The organism is Niastella populi (assembly GCF_002078015.1).
GTDB classification, from domain to species: domain Bacteria; phylum Bacteroidota; class Bacteroidia; order Chitinophagales; family Chitinophagaceae; genus Niastella; species Niastella populi.
In genome coordinates this window covers 13,574-33,901 of sequence record NZ_LWBP01000112.1, presented here as the reverse complement: position 1 = coordinate 33,901, position 20,328 = coordinate 13,574, and the positions used below count along the sequence as shown (strand labels likewise).

The 20,328-nt window shown below is 46.2% G+C and carries 13 protein-coding genes; 7 read left to right on the top strand and 6 right to left on the bottom strand.

The features are described 5' to 3' along the window. Window positions 1-44: 44 nt before the first annotated feature. Both mutS and A4R26_RS10975 read left to right on the top strand, forming a co-directional pair. Window positions 45-2,669, top strand: coding sequence for a DNA mismatch repair protein MutS (gene mutS, locus A4R26_RS10980; RefSeq protein WP_081163827.1), 2,625 nt, complete (start codon window positions 45-47; stop codon window positions 2,667-2,669). Window positions 2,670-3,019: 350 nt separating this feature from the next. After that, window positions 3,020-4,516, top strand: a complete 1,497-nt coding sequence (locus A4R26_RS10975; protein WP_081163826.1) for a T9SS type A sorting domain-containing protein — start codon at window positions 3,020-3,022, stop codon at window positions 4,514-4,516. Between the two features lie 133 nt (window positions 4,517-4,649). Here the strand turns inward: A4R26_RS10975 and A4R26_RS10970 are convergent, their stop codons facing one another. From A4R26_RS10970 to glmM, 4 genes are all read right to left on the bottom strand, one after another. Beyond that, window positions 4,650-5,846: an acetyltransferase domain-containing protein gene (locus A4R26_RS10970; protein WP_081163825.1), complete on the bottom strand. Its 1,197-nt coding sequence runs from the start codon at window positions 5,844-5,846 to the stop codon at window positions 4,650-4,652. Between the two features lie 398 nt (window positions 5,847-6,244). Further along, window positions 6,245-7,795, bottom strand: a complete 1,551-nt coding sequence (locus A4R26_RS10965; RefSeq protein ID WP_165760228.1) for a gluconokinase — start codon at window positions 7,793-7,795, stop codon at window positions 6,245-6,247. Window positions 7,796-8,029: 234 nt separating this feature from the next. Further along, the gene (locus A4R26_RS10960) at window positions 8,030-9,169 is read right to left on the bottom strand and encodes a cysteine desulfurase family protein (RefSeq protein ID WP_081163823.1); all 1,140 of its coding nucleotides are present in this window, start codon (window positions 9,167-9,169) and stop codon (window positions 8,030-8,032) included. Window positions 9,170-9,497: 328 nt separating this feature from the next. Next, on the bottom strand, window positions 9,498-10,877 hold the full coding sequence (gene glmM / locus A4R26_RS10955) for a phosphoglucosamine mutase (RefSeq protein WP_081163822.1): 1,380 nt from the start codon (window positions 10,875-10,877) through the stop codon (window positions 9,498-9,500). Between the two features lie 339 nt (window positions 10,878-11,216). Here glmM and A4R26_RS10950 point away from each other — a divergent pair, with 339 nt between their 5' ends. After that, a complete protein-coding gene (locus A4R26_RS10950; RefSeq protein ID WP_081163821.1) occupies window positions 11,217-11,963 on the top strand; it encodes a class I SAM-dependent methyltransferase in 747 nt (248 codons plus the stop codon). Window positions 11,964-12,166: 203 nt separating this feature from the next. Here A4R26_RS10950 and A4R26_RS10945 read toward each other — a convergent pair whose 3' ends face one another. Next, a complete protein-coding gene (locus tag A4R26_RS10945; RefSeq protein WP_165760227.1) occupies window positions 12,167-14,068 on the bottom strand; it encodes an LTA synthase family protein in 1,902 nt (633 codons plus the stop codon). Between the two features lie 125 nt (window positions 14,069-14,193). Between A4R26_RS10945 and A4R26_RS10940 the strand changes: the two genes are divergently transcribed. Together A4R26_RS10940 and A4R26_RS10935 are read left to right on the top strand one after the other, a co-directional pair. Then, a complete protein-coding gene (locus A4R26_RS10940) occupies window positions 14,194-14,802 on the top strand; it encodes a phosphatase PAP2 family protein (RefSeq protein WP_081163819.1) in 609 nt (202 codons plus the stop codon). Between the two features lie 21 nt (window positions 14,803-14,823). After that, window positions 14,824-16,137, top strand: coding sequence for a hemolysin family protein (locus tag A4R26_RS10935; RefSeq protein WP_081163818.1), 1,314 nt, complete (start codon window positions 14,824-14,826; stop codon window positions 16,135-16,137). 120 nt (window positions 16,138-16,257) lie between these two features. Here A4R26_RS10935 and A4R26_RS10930 read toward each other — a convergent pair whose 3' ends face one another. Next, window positions 16,258-16,788, bottom strand: coding sequence for a DUF6702 family protein (locus A4R26_RS10930; protein ID WP_081163817.1), 531 nt, complete (start codon window positions 16,786-16,788; stop codon window positions 16,258-16,260). A gap of 59 nt (window positions 16,789-16,847) precedes the next feature. Here A4R26_RS10930 and A4R26_RS10925 point away from each other — a divergent pair, with 59 nt between their 5' ends. Beyond that, on the top strand, window positions 16,848-17,492 hold the full coding sequence (locus tag A4R26_RS10925) for a HupE/UreJ family protein (protein ID WP_081163816.1): 645 nt from the start codon (window positions 16,848-16,850) through the stop codon (window positions 17,490-17,492). Further along, window positions 17,434-19,824, top strand: a complete 2,391-nt coding sequence (locus A4R26_RS10920) for a M1 family metallopeptidase (RefSeq protein WP_081163815.1) — start codon at window positions 17,434-17,436, stop codon at window positions 19,822-19,824. The genes A4R26_RS10925 and A4R26_RS10920 overlap by 59 nt, the downstream gene beginning before the upstream one ends. The last annotated feature ends 504 nt before the right edge of the window (window positions 19,825-20,328 follow it).

Below are 20,328 nucleotides of genomic sequence, written 5' to 3'. Positions count from 1 at the left end.
CCTCTCTTTTTTATCCCCTTCCAAACCTTTTATATTTGCCCTCCATGTCAAAAGCTACTACAGAAACTCCTTTAATGCAGCAACACCGGGCCATCAAGCAACGGTATCCCGACGCTGTGCTGCTCTTCAGAGTAGGTGATTTTTACGAAACTTTTGGCGAAGACGCCGTTATTGCTTCGCAGGTGCTGGGCATTACCCTTACCAAACGAAACAACGGCGCAGCTTTCAGCAGCGAACTGGCAGGGTTTCCACACCATGCGCTCGACACCTACCTGCACAAACTGGTGCGGGCCGGTTACCGGGTAGCCATTTGCGATCAGCTCGAAGATCCCAAAGCGGCAAAAGGCATTGTGAAACGCGGCGTAACCGAACTGGTAACGCCCGGGGTGGCCACCAACGATAAAATGCTGGAGCATAACAGCAACAACTTCCTGGCCGGCATTCATTTTACCGAAGACTTTGCAGGTATCGCTTTTCTCGATATTTCAACCGGTGAATTCTTTGTGGCCGAAGGCAATTCGGAGTACATCGATAAATTACTGCAAACATTAAAACCGGCTGAAGTGATCTTTCAGCGCAGCTTTCAAAAACATTTCAAGGAAGTGTTTGGTTCCCGCTTCTATACTTATACAATGGAAAGCTGGATCTTCGATGAAGCCTATGCCACTGAAAGTTTACTGAAACATTTCAACACACATTCGTTAAAAGGTTTTGGGGTAGAAGAACTGCATCATGGTATTGTGGCCGCCGGCGCGGTATTGCATTACCTGAAAGATACCGAACACCCCAACCTGCAACATATTACAAGTATCCAGCGCATCGACAGAGATGACTATCTGTGGATGGACCGCTTCACCATCCGCAACCTCGAACTCATCAGCACCGGTAACGGCGATGGCAACAACCTGCACAAGGTGCTCGACAATACCGTATCGCCCATGGGTGCACGGCTGCTGAAACGCTGGATCTTACTTCCGCTAAAAGATATCAACCGTATCAACGAACGGCTCGAACTGGTTGAGTTCTTTATAAAAGAAGTTGACCTGCGCAGCAAACTGATTCAACATATAAAACAATGCGGCGATATAGAGCGGCTGGTGAGCAAGATCCCGCTGAAAAAGATCAACCCGCGCGAGGTATTGCAAATAGCCCGCGGCCTGCGGCATATTGAAGAAATAAAACAGATCTGCAGCACGGCAGAGAATGAATACCTGAAACGGCTGGCCGACTCGCTGAATGGCTGCCGGTACATTGAAGAAAAGATCACCAGAGAGATCATCGATAACCCGCCGGTGGCCGTGGCCAAAGGCGGCGCTATTGCCAATGGCATTCATGCCGGGCTCGACGATCTGCGCAACATTGCCACCAATGGCAAAGAATACCTGGTGCAACTGCAACAAAAGGAATCGGAGAAAACTGGCATTTCTTCCTTAAAGATCGGTTTCAACAACGTTTTCGGTTACTACCTCGAAGTAACCAACTCGCATAAAAGCAAGGTACCGGCCGAATGGATGCGCAAGCAAACCCTCGCCAATGCCGAACGTTATATAACCGCCGAACTGAAGGAGTATGAAGAAAAGATAACCGGCGCCGAAGAAAAGATAATGGCCATAGAGCTTGACCTGTATGAAAAATTGCTGCTCGAACTGCAGGATTATATTGCGCCCATGCAGGTAAATGGTAACGTAATGGCCATTCTCGACTGCCTGCTATGTTTTGCGCACAATGCCCTTCACTTCAACTACAAAAAGCCCGAGCTGCACGAAGATGGCGTGCTCGAACTGAAAGATAGCCGTCACCCCGTTATTGAACGTAACCTGCCCGTTGGTGAACCGTATATTGCCAACGACGTGTTGCTGGAACCAGCTACGCAACAGGTGATCATTTTAACCGGACCGAACATGAGCGGTAAAAGCGCCATCTTACGGCAAACCGCGCTTATTACGCTGATGGCGCATATGGGAAGTTTTGTTCCGGCCACCGCCGCCCGCATTCCGCTTACCGATAAGATCTTTACCCGCGTAGGCGCCTCCGATAACTTAAGCGGCGGCGAATCAACCTTCATGGTAGAGATGAATGAAACGGCCAGCATCATCAATAATATTTCATCCCGCAGCCTGATATTGCTCGATGAAATAGGCCGCGGTACCTCTACATACGACGGTATTTCCATTGCCTGGAGCATTGCAGAATACCTGCACCAAAGTCCCCACGCACCAAAAACCTTGTTCGCCACGCACTACCACGAGCTGAACGAACTCGAGAACAAACTGGCGCGCATCCGAAACTTCCATATCACCAATAAAGAAGTAGGCAACAAGATCATCTTCCTGCGCAAACTGGCGCCAGGCGGCAGCACCCATAGCTTTGGTATTCATGTGGCCAAAATGGCCGGCATGCCCCCCGCCCTTATCGACCGCGCCAATGAAATTTTAAAGCTGCTGGAAAAGAAACACGAAGACAATCAGCCAGCTGGCGGAAGCACCCAAACAAACCTCACCGATCAGGTAAAACAGATCTCCACCCAAAAAGTACAACTCTCCATTTTCGATGCCCACAGCGAAACCTTCGATGACATCAGAAAGATGCTGAATGATATCGATATCAACAGACTTACCCCTGTAGAGGCTTTGATGAAACTGAATGAGATAAAAGGACTGGTGAAGTAATTAGCTAATTTGATAATGTGATAATGTGATGATGGAATACAAATACAGAATTAGCTAATTGGATAATTTGCTAATGTGCTAATGAATACAGGCTTCGTGAATGCTTCGCGTGGGCTTGGAATATAATTTAGCTGACTCGAATCTATTGGCATCCTCACAATTGCATTTAATTATCGAATTATCACATTATCATATTATCACATTAATCGGATTTATTGGATAAATCATCGAAAAAAGTACCAGTGTGGTAACATTAATATCATCTTGCGCTGGCAATACTGATTTTGCTAATTCGTTTAATCTAAGGATTAACCCGTAGAACATTTTAAATATTTAATAGTACCCCTCCCTTGAAAACTGGTAAACTTTTAGTTATCAGCCTGTTGCTTTTTGGCCGGCTGAACGCGCAAACCTGTGCCTCGCCCCAGGGTGACCAAAACACGTACGGCACCAATGACACCTGGATAGGCTACGTTTACAACAACAATAACTTTACAAATTATTATGGTTATGTTACCGAAGGCTCAGGCGGTAATATGAATTTCGACCAGAGCTTTGGCGGCGACAACGTTACGTATGCGGTCAATGGCTGTAATATTCAAACCGAAGATTTCAGTATTCGGTACAAGCTCAATAAGAACTTTACCGATAACGATTATACCATCATTGTCGGCGGCGACGATGGTTACCGCTTTAGCATCGATGGCGGCGTTACCTGGGTGCTGCAGGACTGGGGCGGCCATGGTTATACCACCCGGCAGGGAACATTCCGTTTGAACGGCAGCACCAACCTGGTAATAGAGTATTTCGATAATGGCGGCGGAAACCGCATAAGTTTTAGCATTTGCAGCCTGGCCGATGATCCAGGCGTATATGGAACAAATAATGTTTGGCGCGGATATGTATACGATAACCCCGATTTCACTGCCTTCAAAGGCACCGTATTCGAAGGTTCTGCAATGAACCCCTTTTTCGATCAAAACTTCGGCGGCGATGATGTTACCTATTATACCAACACCTGCTCCATAAACACCCAGACATTTAGTGTACGTTACCGGCTGCGAAAAACATTCAACAATGAGAACGTCGTATTTCTGGTAGGCGGCGACGATGGATATCGCTTTAGCCTCGATGGCGGGGCCAACTGGGTTATTCAAAACTGGAACGACCATGTTTATATGACCGACAACTACACAGCCACCCTCACCGGTACATACGATATGGTGCTGGAGTATTACGAGAACGGCGGTTCAAACCGCATTAGCTTCGATATGAACTCAACTGTGCTGCCCATAGAGCTGCTGCGTTTCACCGGCAACCGGCAGAACGGTCGAACCCATTTATACTGGAGCACTACCCTCAACAGCAATACCGAACAATTCATAATAGAAAGAAGCGCCGATGGCCGGGTGTACGATGTGGCCGGAGAGGTAGAAGCTGCTTCCGGTATCAATATCGCTACCGGTACACAGTATGCCTTTACAGATAAGGTTTCATTCAGCGGCAGCCGCTTCTATCGCCTGAAGATGATCGATCTCAACGGTATTGTCACTTACTCTGAAGTTATTACCATTAAGAACAACACCAGCGAAAGCATTAGGATATACCCAACAGTATTACATGCCGGCAATCAATTGATACTTGAAAGCAATAAGCGGGTGGAAGACCTTACCATCACCCTAACCGATATGATGGGCCGGCCGGCAATGCAAAAACAGCTGCCGGCGCTGGAAAGTAACCAGACAACAGCTATTGTACTAAAGCGAAATCTGGTGACTGGCGTTTATATGGTGCAGGTGAAAACCATAACAGGCATTTTGCTTAACCAGAAAATTGTAGTTCAATAGAAAAAGTTATTCAGTTATTCAGTTGTTCAGTTGTTCAGTTGTAAGTTATTGCTTTGACTGAATAACTGAACAACTTAACAACTTACAACCTGTTTCCTACAACGACACAGGCGTCAAACGTTTACAATAGTTGCTATAAATAACTCAACCACCACTGTGTATGTGTGGCTTTGTACTTATTGTACCATCTGCATAAAGGATATAAAGCCAGGATCAATACGATCCAGATCACATACACCGCCCACAGCGGGTACCCGAACTGTACCGGCCTGAACAGGAATGGCGTTTGCCCGCTTATATCCTTAGAACCATAACCTTCTAAGTAAAAAGCGATCACGGTAAATATGTGAATGAAATATAAGTGCAGCACATAATAGAAGAACGGTACGCGGCCAAATACCTTTACATAATCAGTAAACCGGTTCTGCACATTTTCGATCAATGCCAGCAGAATAAGCGCAGGCCCCAGTGTAATGCTTGCATACATCAATGAAGGCGGATACTTCTGCACATTCATAAATGCCATAAAGGTAGACAGCGCATCTTTTTGCGGCGGCCATGGGAATGGATTGCCGTATTCATTGATCAGCCGCAGCACCACAAACAGGGCGATCAACCCACTGCCAATGATCAATAAAGCCTTTTGGCGTTTTATGGGTTCTACCGTTGCTTCAAATAATTTACCGGCGCTATAACCCATGAACATAATTCCCGTCCAGGGTAAAAATGCATAGGCAATGATCAGTACGCGGCCGGGGGCAAAATTGTAGGTATCGAACCGGCCGTTATGCAACAGGTCCCACACAAAACCCACATCGTGTTTGCGGTCGGCTTCGGGATAGTCGAGCAAATTATGGCCCAGTACGATCAATGCGCCTACGGCAAAAATAACTTCATAGGGCAACCGCACCGCCAGGCCCAGCAACACCATACTGATACCGATAGCCCAGATCACCTGGAAGATAATATTATGATATAATGGGTCAAACGTCCAGCCCAACGAAATTATAACCGCTTCAACCAGTATCAGCCACAGTCCGCGCTTAAGCAGAAAACTGCTTAGGCCGGCTTTTGTTTTTCGTAAGCCGATCAGATAACCCGAGGTACCTGCCAGGAACACAAAGGTAGGCGCACAAAAATGGGTGATCCAGCGGGTAAAATACAATATGGGAGTAGTAGTATCGGGATTGAGCGGGTCGCCGGTAAATGCTTCTATATGGAAATAATCGCGCACATGATCGAGCGCCATTATGATCATTACGATACCGCGTAAAATGTCAATGGATTGTACCCGCTTTTTATTAGCGGTAAGGTCAGTTAGTTGGTTCATACTGGCTATATAAGGGATGTACAATTTACAACTATTCCTCTTAACAGCCCATGATTTAAGACGTACGGGATGTGCATAAAAAAGTCCTCCCGATCTATCGGGAGGACTGTATCGTCCCGCCATGCGGGAAGACTTGTTTTAACTTAACCACAGCGATTGAAAGGCAGAGTTGTGCAGCCTTTCACTATATATAACTTAAAAAATATGCCAGGGTTGACTTATAAATACAAGAAATTGTTAAAGAAAATGCTTTACGCTGAAGGCTAAAGGCTTAACGCTGACCTCAATATTCGTGCTGTTTTAAATATTTTGAAAAGCCTGAAATCCGGGAACCGGCTTCGCCCCTATGCATTTTGCGTTTAGCCTTCCTTAAGCGTTCTGCATTTCGCGTTTCGCGTTCAACATTCAACGTTCCGCGTTAAGCGTATTTCTTTGAGTGTTTGAAAATCAGCCTTTAATTTATGATACAATCCTGCATATACCCCATAATACCGCTGATACGCAGCGTGCAATGCCATATCGGGGTTAAATTGCTGCTTATTGTGGAAAACAGGCGCCGATTCGTCAATGGGTGTCATATCAATAGCCTGCAGCCCCAGCATAGCGGCCCCTACTGCAGATGCATCATCACTGCTGATCACTTTTATTTCGCGGCCAAACAGATCGGTTAACCATTGCAGCCATAACGGTGCATTGATAAACCCGCCGCTGGCATACACATGTTGAATACTGCCAACTGTTTCTTCTACCGATTTTGCCACCTGGTATAAAGCATAGTTTATTCCTTCAATAACAGCACGCATAAAATGCGCCTGTGTATGACCGGCATGTACACCTATAAACACTCCGCGGGCATCGGCATCCCATACCGGCGCGCGTTCGCCCAATATATAGGGAAGAAAGATCAATCCATCGGCGCCTGCCGGCGCACGCGCCGCCTCTTTTAAAAACCAGTTGAGGTCGGTGGCGCCCGAAAATGTTTTTTGTAAAAAGTTTTCTGTATACCATTTCAGCAATACCACCCCGTTGTTGATGGCGCCGCCCGATACATATAATTTGTCGGTAAGTATATAATTGAAGATGCGCTCCTGCGTATCGGCGGCCGGCGCTGTTGTTAACATGCGCACCGCCCCGCTGGTGCCAATGGTCACCGACAGATCGCCGGGTTTTGTAGCATGGCTGCCCAGGTTGGCCAGGCAACCATCGCTGGCGCCAATGACAAACAACGCATCCGCTACCATCGTAAGCCGTTCGGGATACGGTTTATTTAATTTTGGAATGGTGTAGTACGTGGGAACGGGCGTGGATAACCGCTCACTGGTAATACCCGCAGCAGCCAGCGCCGGTTCATACCATGTTTTGGTGTGAATATCGAACAGGCCCGTAGCGGCGGCAATGGAATGATCGATCAGGTACCTGCCGAAGAACCGGTAAAAGATAAATTCCTTTATGCCGATAAATTTATGTGCCGCTGCAAATACCTCAGGCCAATGATCGCGCAACCACATGATCTTGCACAGGGGGCTCATAGGATGAAGGGGTGTACCGGTATGCAGGTAGATCGCGTGACCGGCCGGTGAGCCTTTTAATGCTTCGGCGTATTCAACACTGCGGCCATCGGCCCAGGTAATTACATTGGTAAGCGGATCGCCGTTTGCATCGACCGCTATAAGGCTATGCATGGCCGTACTAAAAGAAACGGCGTTCAGCATCTTTCCCAATGGCGGCAGCTGTTGCGCCGTTCTTTCGATACTGGTAACAACGGCCTGGTACAATACTTCGGGATCCAGCTCATGATAGCCCGGTTTACCCGGCAGGGGATTATATGAAACGTAAGTATTTGCCACCACCCGGCCGTCGAAGGTTACCGCAATGGCCTTGGTGCCCGATGTGCCGATATCAACGCCTATGATAACGTAATTTTTTCTGCTTTGAGACCATTCGTTCATGAGAAGTAATTTACCCCATTTTCGCATTACCTGTATATACAAAAAAAGATCCCGGTAAAACCGGGACCAATTCTTATTTAGCAAAAACAAAACATACAGCAGTTGTAACTATTTCACTAACTCCCCGCCTTCCCTCTTCAACCTTTTAACTTAAAATCTGCAAACCAGTCAACTCGTTAACCAGTCAACTCGTTAACCAGTCAACTCGTCAACTCGTCAACTCGTCAACTTACCCTAAATCATCTCCCTCAGTTTCTCTACCACAAAATCAATTTCTTCTCTGGTATTATGTTTACTGAACGAAAAACGTACCGTTACCTGGTTTGGATCGTTATTGATGGCGCGTATAACATGCGAGCCCTGATCGGCCCCGCTGGTACAGGCGCTGCCGCCGCTCACGCAAATATTGTTCATATCGAGTGCGAACAGGATCATCTCCGACTTTTCGGTCTTTGGGAAAGAAACGCTCAGCACGGTGTACAGGCTGCGGCCCAGCGGATCGCCATTGAAGGTGATGCCCGGCACCGCATTCTTTACCTTCTCCATCATATATAACTTCAATTCCCTTATATAAGCGCTTTGTGTTTCGTATTCTCCGGTGGCCAGCTCAAGGGCTTTGGCAAAACCTACTATTCCATACAGGTTTTCAGTTCCCGCACGCATATTGCGCTCCTGGGCACCGCCATGGATATATGGTTTTATTCTTACATTTTCATTGATGTATAATATGCCTGCCCCCTTGGGCCCATGAAATTTATGCCCGGCGCCGGTAATAAAATGCACGGGCGTATTGCGCAGGTCGAAGGGAAAATGCCCAACGGTTTGCACGGTATCTGAATGAAAGATGGCGCCATACATTTTACACAGGTTCCCTACCGCATGCAGATCGATCATATTGCCGATCTCATTATTGGCATGCATAAGGGTTACCAGGCATTTTTCGCTGCTGTTTGCCAGCAGGCGCCCAAGGTCGTCCAGATCAACATGGCCGTCAGGAAGTAATTTTACCATGCTTAACTCCACATCGCCATAACAGCTTAGATGTTCTACCGTATGTAACGTAGCGTGATGTTCAATGGGCGAAGTGATGATATGCCTGCAGCCGAGGTCGGTTATGGCTGCATTGATGGCCGTATTGGAGCTTTCGGTTCCGCCCGATGTAAAAAAGATCTCGGCCGGATGCGCATTCAGGATCTTCGCTACCGATTTGCGGGCATTCTCGATGGCCAGCCGGCTCTCCCGTCCATATGAATATATAGAAGAAGGGTTACCAAACTTATCGGTAAAATACGGCATCATCGCCTCCAGCACCAGCGGGTCGAGGGGCGTTGTTGCAGCATTATCGAAATAAATACGGTTAACCGGCTTTGACATGTAGTTCTGTTTTACTCCCCTCCACCGTTTTCGTTCCCCCACCGGGGGAGTCGGAGGAGGCTGGATTGGCGAGGCCTAAAAAAAAGCTCCGCTTAAAAAGCGGAGCAAAATTGAATAAAATATTTCAAAAGTTATTTTAATACCAATGAATTACAAGCCTCACATCAAAAACGTCAACAGACAGGTAATTGTTCAAAAATTCGCTTAAATGGTCAAATATTTTTTAATAAAGAAGGCTGTTTATTATATTATTTAAACCAATCAAATTGCCGTTCGATTACGCGCTGCGGCTTCAGCTATAGGCCTTCCCGCTTCTACTTTGCCCGGGCTACATAAACTCCTTAATATCATGCATCAAACGCAATGCAATATTATTGGCGGTGGTTTCAAAACTGCTTTCGGCATAAATGCGGATGATAGGCTCAGTATTCGATGTACGTAAATGAACCCAGTCGCTATCGAACTCGATCTTCAAACCATCTTCGGTATTCACCGGCTGGTTCCTGTATTTCGTTTTTATCTTCTCGAAAATATCTTTTACATCTATACCGTTCTGCAGCTCAATTTTATTCTTGGAGATGAAATAATCGGGGTAACGCGTTCTGAAAGAACGGATGCCATTCTTATGTGTTGCCAGCGAGCTCAGGAATAAACCGATGCCAATAAGCGCATCGCGGCCATAATGCAGATCGGGTACAATGATACCGCCATTGCCTTCGCCGCCGATCACCGCATTCACCGCTTTCATTTTATCAACCACATTCACCTCGCCCACGGCAGAAGGATAATACTCGCCGCCATGTTTAAGGGTGATCTCTTTCAGCGCTTTGGTGCTGCTCATATTGCTTACGGTATTGCCAACCTTTTTGCCCAGCACATAGTCGGCAACCGCTACCAGGGTATATTCCTCACCGAACATGCTGCCGTCTTCACAAACAAAACAAAGGCGGTCAACATCGGGATCCACTGCAATACCCAGGTCGGCTTTATGCTTGCGTACAGCTCCGCTTAAACCGGTAAGGTTTTCGGGCAGTGGTTCGGGGTTGTGTGCAAATTTGCCCGTGATCTCTTCGTTCAGCACAATCACTTCTTCTATTCCCAATGCGGTAAGCAATGGGGGAATAGCCAGCGCACCGGTGGAGTTCACCACATCAACCACCACTTTATAATTCTTCTGGCGAATGCTTTCCACATCAACCAGCGGATAGTTAACGATCGTATCGATATGTTTTTGCAGGTAGGTATCGTTTACTGTATAGGCGCCTAACTTATCTACCGATACAAAATTGAATTCTTCCTTACCTGCTTTTTCCAACACCTGCGCACCATCTTCACCGCTGATGAACTCACCACGCGCGTTAAGCAGTTTAAGGGCATTCCATTCTTTGGGATTATGGCTGGCCGTAATGATAATACCACCGGCAGCATTTTCCCAAACCACCGCCATTTCAACGGTTGGAGTGGTAGAAAGCCCGATATCGACCACATCTATGCCCAGCCCTGTAAGTGTATTCACTACTAATTGCTGCACCATAGCGCCGCTGATACGGCCGTCGCGGCCAATAACTATTTTATTGCCGGAATTTTTTTCAAGCAACCAACTACCAAAGGCAGCGGAAAATTTAACCACATCAAGGGGAGTGAGATTTTCTCCGGTTTTACCTCCGATCGTTCCACGAATACCTGATATACTTTTTATCAATGCCACAATAACAGGGTTTAACAGTAATAATTACAAAAATAAGTGTTTGGCCGTTAGCAGGGGCTACCAGATTCGGGTATTTTACAGGATCGGGAATCAGAAAAGTGAAGGTAAGTGAAAAATAACGACAATTTTAATATGATCCCCTGCATGTGGAAAACAATGAATAAAAAAAAGCATATCAATTAGTTATTTCTGATTTAGTGATTTTGGAATTGGATTTTGGATTTTGGGATTTCTTCAGTTTTGAAGTTTCCCATGAATTTCATAATCCCCGAATCCCGAAATCTCAAAACCCCGAAATCACAAAATTTCTAACTTACTTTTGCCTCAAATAAGGCAGCCATGTTCAACAGCAGCAACTGGTTCAGGGAGTGGTTCAATTCACCCTATTACCATAAATTATACTTTGAGCACGACGAACAGGAAGCTTCTGCGTTTATGACCCATTTGCTCAACAAACTGCAGCCGGCCGAACATGCAAAGCTGCTCGATGTCGCCTGCGGCCGCGGCCGCCATTCAAAATTTCTCGCCACAAAAGGTTTAGATGTTACCGGTATAGACCTGGCGCCGGCCAGCATCGCCATTGCCAAAGCACAGGAGAACGGGCAGCTGCATTTTTTCGAACATGATATGCGCCTGCCCTTCTGGATCAATTATTTCGACTACGCTTTCAACCTCTTCACCAGCTTTGGTTACTTTAGAACCGAACGCGAACACTACAACGTTATTCGTACTATCGCCAACGCGGTAAAACCGCATGGTACCGTGGTGATCGATTACCTGAATGTACATTATGCCGAAGACCACCTGGTGCATAAACAGGAAAAACAGATCGATGATGTTACGTATTACCTCACCAAATGGTTCGACGAAACCCATTTTTACAAAAAGATAGAGATAGAAGACGAAGCCCTTGAAGCGCCGCTTGAATTCACCGAGAAAGTAGCCAAATTCTCTCTCGGCGATTTCAACGATATGTTTGCCTTTTACCGGCTGCAGCTGAAGGATGTGTACGGCGATTACTCACTTAATTCGTACGATATAAAACAATCGCCGAGAATGATTTTGATCGCTGAAAAAATCAGCTAATGTGATAATTCGATAATGTGATAATTCTTTTATTCGGAAAGTCTGAGTTTTATCAAGCCTCCCGAATTTCATGCATTGTACATTAACTACCCAGCACACTGTATTCCTGTATTTCATCAGCACATCAGCACATCAGCACATTAGCTAATTAGCACATCGCATTCCGTTTCATTATTACATTATCGAATTATCACATTATCACATTATTTCTTCTTATTATTAAGCAACATAAACTTAGCTGTTTCGAAAAGGGCATCTGTGAGCACTTCCATCTCATGCGCAATAGCGGTATGTTCCGCGTCATTGGGCACGGGTTCGTTGTTAACGATGCTAACCAGTTCTTCCTTGTTCGAGCGCAATTGTTTGCGGTACAAATAATCGCCTTTTACCACACCGGTCATGCTGTTATCCGGATCGAAAATGAATGCAAATCCTTTGGTAGTGGAATCGAGCAGGTCTTTTCCCAACGTACTGTTGGTGTATTTGATATGGCACAAACCGGCGATCGTGGGCAACACATCCGTTTGCGAGCTGAGGATATTCACCCGTTTCGGCGCCAGCATTCCCGGTGCGTAGATCAGCAGCGGCACATGCATGGTGGTCAGCCGCTGGGCCGTCCATGAGTTCGGGAACAATGCATCGGCATTACCCGGAATGCCATGATCGCCAATGAACACAAACACCGTATTGTTATAATACTTTTCTTTCTGCGCCGCTTCCATAAATTTCTTATAACCAAAATCGGTATACCGGAAGGCGTTCATCTCAGCCAGCGATTCGAAGCCATACTTGCGTAATGAATCGGCCGGCACCTCCACCTTACTGAATTCTTTCAGATCTTCCTCCGGTATGGTATATGGCCGGTGGTTATCTGCGGTTTGAATAATGGCAAAGAAGGGCTTCTGCTGCCGGGCCAGCACTTTGTTCGCTTCGAGGAACAGGTTCTTATCGCTGATGCCCCATACGTCAATCTTTTCCGCTTTATAATCTTCCTGCTCGTACAAATGCAGGTTATCTATGTTATTGGTAAGCACGCCCCTGATATTCGCCCAACTGGTGCTTCCGCCCAGGAAATAGAATTTTTCGTAACCGGTGAAGTCATTGATAATGGTATGCTGATCGACAGCCGCCGGGTTGCGGCTGGCGGTTTTTGTCATTTCCACATCGGGCGTACCGGTAATGGTGGCCCAAACGCCCCGCGCCGTTCCGTAGGTAGGCGTAAAACAACGGTCGAAGAAAATGCCCTGCCGGCACATACTATCAAAAAAGGGCGTGGTATTCAACGGGTTGCCGAACATCGAGCTTTTATAAGCACTGAACGATTCGCAAATGACCAGCACCACATTGGGTTTTGTGGTGAGCGCACCGGGTTTTGGCTCCACTACCCGTACAAAACTCAACGGGTTATCATTGGGCGTAAAATTGAAATAGCTGCCGATGACGGGCGCCAGCGCCTTCACCTTCTTTTCATCGTACCCGCTGTGCCTGAACTTCAGCGTGCTGAAAAAGCTTTCGAACGGGTTCAGTGCCAGGTAGGCTTTATAATCGCTGCCCAGCGCAAAAGCATCGCTCCAGCGCAGGGGATACTGATCGAACTTGCCAAAGATGAAAAAACCGCTCAGCAGAAAACACACTGCAAAAGATATGATGCGGCTGCGCCGGGTGCCGGTATAGGGCTGTTTGCTTACCCACCGGTGGGTGCGGTGTATGATCCATATTAATAACGCCGCCAGCAGCAATACCCCCAGCACCATGCGAATAATGGGGTAACTCTGCCAAACCATACCCATAGAGATCTTTGCATCCTCGAGGTAATTCAACACGCTGGCATTCAGCCGCTGCTCGAGATAGGCATAATGGGCAAAGTCGACCGAAAAGAAGAAAAGCACAAACAAAACGACCGCCCCCAGCAACAGCATCCAGAACTTTTTACCCCGTTTACCGGTAAACGGGTGCAACACGGGAATGCTGCCCAAAACAAGCATTACGATCAATAACCAGGAGATCATCCGTAAATCGTACCGCAAGCCAAGGAAAAAAGAACCACCCAACTTGCTAAGTCCATAACTTTGCTGGTCACTAAGAATAAATAATCCCAGTCGCATGATTGTAAATAAAACCAGGAACATCAAGCCCGTCCAAATAATCCACCGGATCAGTTTAGGAATTTTCGCCATACGTGATTAAATACAAATAAGACCTAAAATTATAGTTTTTTATTTTTGCAATTATGACTATTGACCTGCCCTTTTGCTTATTAACATTTTGGGAGCATATTCAACCCTTCGATTCCTGGCTTATTACCCATATTAACCAGGACTGGGGCAATAGCTTTTTAGATACCGTTTTACCCTTTATGCGGGAAACCCTGTTCTGGATCCCCCTGTATTTATTCCTTTTGCTGTTTGTAACCGGCAATTTCGGTATCAAAGGCTGGTGGTGGGTGATGGGCGTTATTCTTTGCGCCGCCCTGAGCGACCTCATCAGCAGCCAGTTCATAAAACAAACCATCCTGCGCACCCGCCCCTGCCGCGATGAAATAGTGGGGCCGCAACTGCGCTTTTTTATAAATTATTGTCCGCGCAGCTCCAGCTTTACCTCATCGCACGCCACTACCCACTTTGCACAAGCCATGTTCTTTTTCACCACTTTACGGCCGGTAATGGGAAAATGGGCATCCCTTTTTTTTGTTTGGGCGTTTATTATTGCCTATACGCAGGTTTATGTAGGGGTTCATTATCCTTTTGACGTATTTTGCGGAGCGCTCCTGGGTTGCGGAATAGGTTTTATGCTGAGCAAACTATTTCATAAGCGAATAGGAATGCTTACAGTATCTTAGTTTAACCAAACCAACCGGCTAATGGAATTATTTATTTTACTGGCGTTGATCTTATTGAATGGTTTATTTACAATGTCTGAAATAGCCCTGGTATCGGTTCGAAAATCCAGGTTGGAGAACCTGGCCAATAAAGGCGATGAAACCGCCCGCAAGGCGCTCGACCTGGCTAACAACCCCGAAATATTTTTATCGGCAGCCCAGATCGGCATCACCCTGATAGCCATTCTTACGGGTGTGTATTCCGGCGAACGTTTTGGCAAATACCTGGAACCCTATATTGAACAAATTGACTTGGTGCGTTCGTATGCGCAAACGATATCTACCACTATCATTGTAATTATCGTTACGTTCCTTTCTATCGTTTTTGGCGAACTGATCCCCAAACGCATCGGTTTAATAAAGGCCGAAAAAATAGCGCGTATCGTTGCATTGCCGGTTTTGTATTTCTCCAAAGCCACCCACCCTTTCGTGTGGTTGCTGAACAAAACCAGCAACCTGTTCCTGAAGATCCTGAACATAAGGTCAACGGCCGATAATAACGTTACGGAAGAAGAGATAAAAGCCATGATAAGCGAAGGCACCGAACAGGGCGCCATCGAAGAAGTGGAACAGGAGATCATTGAGCGGGTTTTTCATCTGAGCGACCGCAACATTACCTCGTTAATGACCCACCGCAGCGATATCATCTGGTTCGACCTCAACGATACCGAAGCTTCCATCCGCGACAAGATCATTAAGGAACCACACTCGGTTTATCCCATTTGCGATAAAGACCTCGATAATATCAAAGGCAACGTATCATTGAAAGATCTATACGTTACCAACGATTTTACCGCCTTCAAAACCATCATGAAACCTGCGTTGTTCGTTCCCGAGAACATTACGGCATACCGCCTGCTCGAACGCTTTAAACAACAACGGGTAACATCGTGTTTTATCGTAGATGAATACGGCAGCCTGCAGGGCATGATCACCCTGAACGATATTTTACAGGCCATCGTGGGCGAAATGCCGCAGCCCGATGACGACGATTACGAGGTAGTGAAACGAAAGGACGGCACGTTCCTCGTTGACGCGCAAATACCTTTCTATAATTTCCTGAGCTATTTCTATAAGGCCGAATGGATGAACGAAGTGGAGCAGGAGTTCGATACCCTCGCCGGCTTTATTCTGCACCAGCTTGAACGCATTCCGCATATCGGCGACACCATGGAATGGAAGGGCTTTCAGTTCGAGATCATCGATATGGACGCCCAGCGGATAGATAAAGTGCTGGTGACCGCTTCGGAAGATATTAAAGAGGATATGGAGGATAATGAGGAAGACGAAAGCTAATTAGCTAATTTGATAATGTGATAATTCGATAATGGAATACAGTTCCTGAGTTATTCAGTTGTTCAGTTACTAAGTTGGAAACAACTAAACAACTGAACAACTGAATAACTGAATAACTCCTTAAAACGCAAAAGTCACCTCCTTATCCGGATAATTCAACCTGTAACTCTTCCGGTTGCCATTCACCTTCACGTGCATCAGGTTCATTTGTTTATTGTACAACTCGTACAGGATCGTATTGGTAACATCTATCTTTTTCGGCGCTGTGGCAATGTTCTTTACCTCAAAATAACTCCAAACCGCATCATTCTCTTTTTCAAACCCTATAAATTCCATCGTCACCGCTTTGTTATCCACCTTCAACAGTAAATGGCTTTTAATATACGCGCGCACCATGCTGTCGGCCTCACCCTTATCGGCAGGCGCTGTAAGATCAACCTTTGCCTTGAAAACGCCGGCCAGCGTTTTTTCAAAATCATCGGTAAAGACCTTGCAGCTTATTTCCAGGCTTTTTTCGGTAGCATTGTGCTCCATTTCAGTAACACTTATATACAACGGGTGGCGGGCGCCAGCCGTCTTACTGGTGGGCAATTCACCATTACCGAGGATCGTAGACGCCAGTAATAACCATTTATACAGAAGTATTACCATTAAACATGAAAATTTTAAGGATACAAATCTCTTAATTATTTTAACACCTTCACGGCAATATGCAGGATTTCACAATTTATTTTCAACTTGGAACCGAACACATTCTTACACCGGATGCACTCGATCACATCCTGTTCGTTACCGCTTTGTGCCTGCGGTACCTGTGGAAGGACTGGAAAAAAGTAGTGGTGCTGGTGACCGCTTTTACCCTTGGGCACTCGTTAACACTGGCTTTAAGCGCACTGGGGTATATCCAGGTTGATTCATCCTGGATCGAATTCCTGATTCCGCTTACCATTGCCGCCACCTGTATAAACAATATTTTTCAACAGCATACCGAACCTAAAAAAACGGTACCGCTCATCTATATCTTTGCCCTTTTCTTCGGCCTCATACACGGTATGGCCTTCGCCGGCCAGTTCCTGAGCCTCGAAGGGAAGGAAGGATTGATAGGGCACCTGCTGGCCTTTAACCTTGGTATTGAAGTAGCGCAACTGCTTATCGTGCTGATCGTATTGCTAATCTCTTATTTGGCAGTTCAGCAATTAAAATTATCACGAACGGTATGGTTGCGGGGCGCTTCTGCCTTAATTTTGGTCATTTCAATCTTTTGGGCATATCAAAGATTCCCATATAAAAACTACGATGATGAATCAGAAAAAACAGTTCTTGTTTCTGGTGATGGCTGTAGCCGCTCTGTATAATGGTGCGCAAGCGCAGAACATACAGAACAATCCCGGATCCAATCACGGAAATAAATTCGAACAGTTGGGTACCATACTACCAACCCCCAACGAATATCGCACCGCCAGCGGTGCACCCGGTCCAAAGTACTGGCAGCAGCGTTGCGATTATGATATCAAATGCGAGCTCGACGAGGCCAACCAGAAATTAACCGGCAGCGAAACCATCACTTATTTCAACAATTCACCCAATACGCTTACGTATTTGTGGCTGCAGCTCGACGAAAACCAGCACAGCACTACTAAAAATGCCAATTACCAAAGCGGCAGCACAATGCCCAAACAGCTGAATGCCGCCATTGTAGAAAGGCTGGAAGAAGGCGATACCGACAATGGCTACGGTTTCAACATCGTGAAAATATCCGATGCGCTTGGCAAAAAGCTTAAGTACACCGTGAATAAGACCATGATGCGGGTTGAACTGCCCACTGAGCTGAAACCCGGACAAAAGTTCGCGTTCAACATCAGCTGGAACTACAAGATCGCCGATCGTTTTAAATATGGCGGCCGCGGCGGTTATGAATATTTTCCCGAAGATGGCAACTACCTGTTCACCATGGCACAGTGGTATCCCCGCCTTTGCGTATACAGCGATTTCCAGGGCTGGCAGAACCACCAGTTCACCGGCCGCGGTGAATTCGCGCTTACCTTCGGCAACTTCAAAGTACAAATGACCCTGCCCGCCGATCATATGGTTGGCAGCACCGGCGAATGCCAGAACTATGCACAGGTATTGACGCCTACCCAGCTATCGCGCTGGACAAAAGCGCAAACCGCCAAAGAACCTGTTCAGATCGTAACGCTGGAAGAAGCCAAAAAAGCGGAAGGCTCCAAAAGCAAAACAAAAAAGACCTGGATCTTCAAAGCCGATAACGTACGTGACTTTGCATGGACGGCTTCACGCAAATTCGTATGGGACGCCATGCCGGCGTATGTAGAAAGCAAAAAGGTAATGTGTATGAGCTTTTACGGAAAGGAAGCATACGGCCTGTACAGCAAATTCTCCACAAAGGCGGTAGCGCATACCATTAAAAGCTATTCAAAATTCACCATCCCCTACCCTTACCCGGTAGCGCAAAGCGTAGAAGCCGCGAATGGGATGGAATATCCGATGATCTGCTTCAATTACGGCCGTACCGATAAAGATGGCACCTACAGCGAAGCCACCAAGTATGGTATGCTGGGAGTTATCATTCACGAGGTGGGCCATAACTTCTTCCCCATGATCATCAACAGCGATGAACGCCAGTGGAGCTGGATGGATGAAGGCCTGAACTCATTTGTAGAATACCTCACAGAAGAACTGTACGATAATAAATTTCCTATTCGCGGAAAAGGACCAGCCTGGGCCATCGTCGATTATATGAAACTGCCCAAAGATCAGCTGGAACCTATCATGTCGAATTCGGAGAACATCATCGGTTTCGGTCCCAACGCCTATACAAAACCGGCAACCGGCTTGAATATATTGCGTGAGACCATCATGGGCCGCGAGCTGTTCGATTATGCTTTCAAAGAATATGCTCGCCGCTGGGCCTTCAAACATCCTGAGCCTGCCGATTTCTTCCGTACGATGGAAGATGCATCAGGTGAAGACCTCGACTGGTTCTGGCGCGGCTGGTTCTTTGGAACTGACCCCTGCGACATCGCCATCGACAGCGTGAAATACTTCCGCCCCGATGCCAGCACTCCCCTCGCCCAGCCCACCGATACCGTCGTTTACAGAAAAGTGGATAAACCAATGCTCACCGCATTCGACGATATCAGCAAACAACGTAACCGCGAAGAGAAAATTAAATTCCTTGTAGAACAGGATACCGCCCTGCATGATTTTTACTACAGATATGCCCGCGGCCTTGAACCTGTAGATACAACAACCTATAGCGTTCCGGTGCCTGTTACTACCGAAAAGGTAGATGAAAGCACCAAAGAAAAAGTAGAAAGCAAATATTTCTATGAAGTAACTTTCAGCAACAAGGGCGGACTGGTAATGCCCATCATCGTTGAATGGACGTTTACAGATGGCAGCAAACAGGTAGACCGTATTCCTGTACAGATCTGGCGCTACAATGAAAAGAGCGTATCGAAAGTGTTCATGAAAGATAAGGAAGTAGCTTCCGTGAAGCTCGATCCGCTTCGTGAAACAGCCGATATCAACGAAAGCAACAACACCTGGGGCACTATGCCGCAGCCTTCAAAGTTTGCCGTGTTCAAACAAAAACAACAACCGCGCGGCCAGTCAACCGGTATTACTCCAATGCAGAAAGCACAGGAGAAGAAAAAAGGATTCTAATATAATTCTAACTGATACTCAATCGTTCCGGCTGCAACCGGAACGATTTTTTTTGCCCGTCAGCAAACAACACATGAAATAACATTATATATATACGAAGGAAATTTACTATTGTAATTTGAACATATAATATTTACATTTATGGCCGAAAAGAAAGATCCTTTACTGTATCCCATTGAAATCCCCGGCTGGTTACCTCCAATTTTCCAAACATTTGAATTATCCATTTCATTCCGCAATGTGATCCATTGTGCGGCTTTGTGTTGAATTTACCGGCTACCATTTTCGATGATAACCCGGTAACGTTATCATTAATTATAAATATTATAAGCATGAATCAGCTTACCTCAACTTTAATACATTATTTTTGCGACACATGAAATTAAAGTTCAGACAACACTTTTCAATCTGGACTTTTCTTTCTAATATAGCGCCACCATTCCTTTGAATGCCCCATCTTTTAAGGCTCCAATCTCCACGTAGATATTTTCATTGCACTATTAA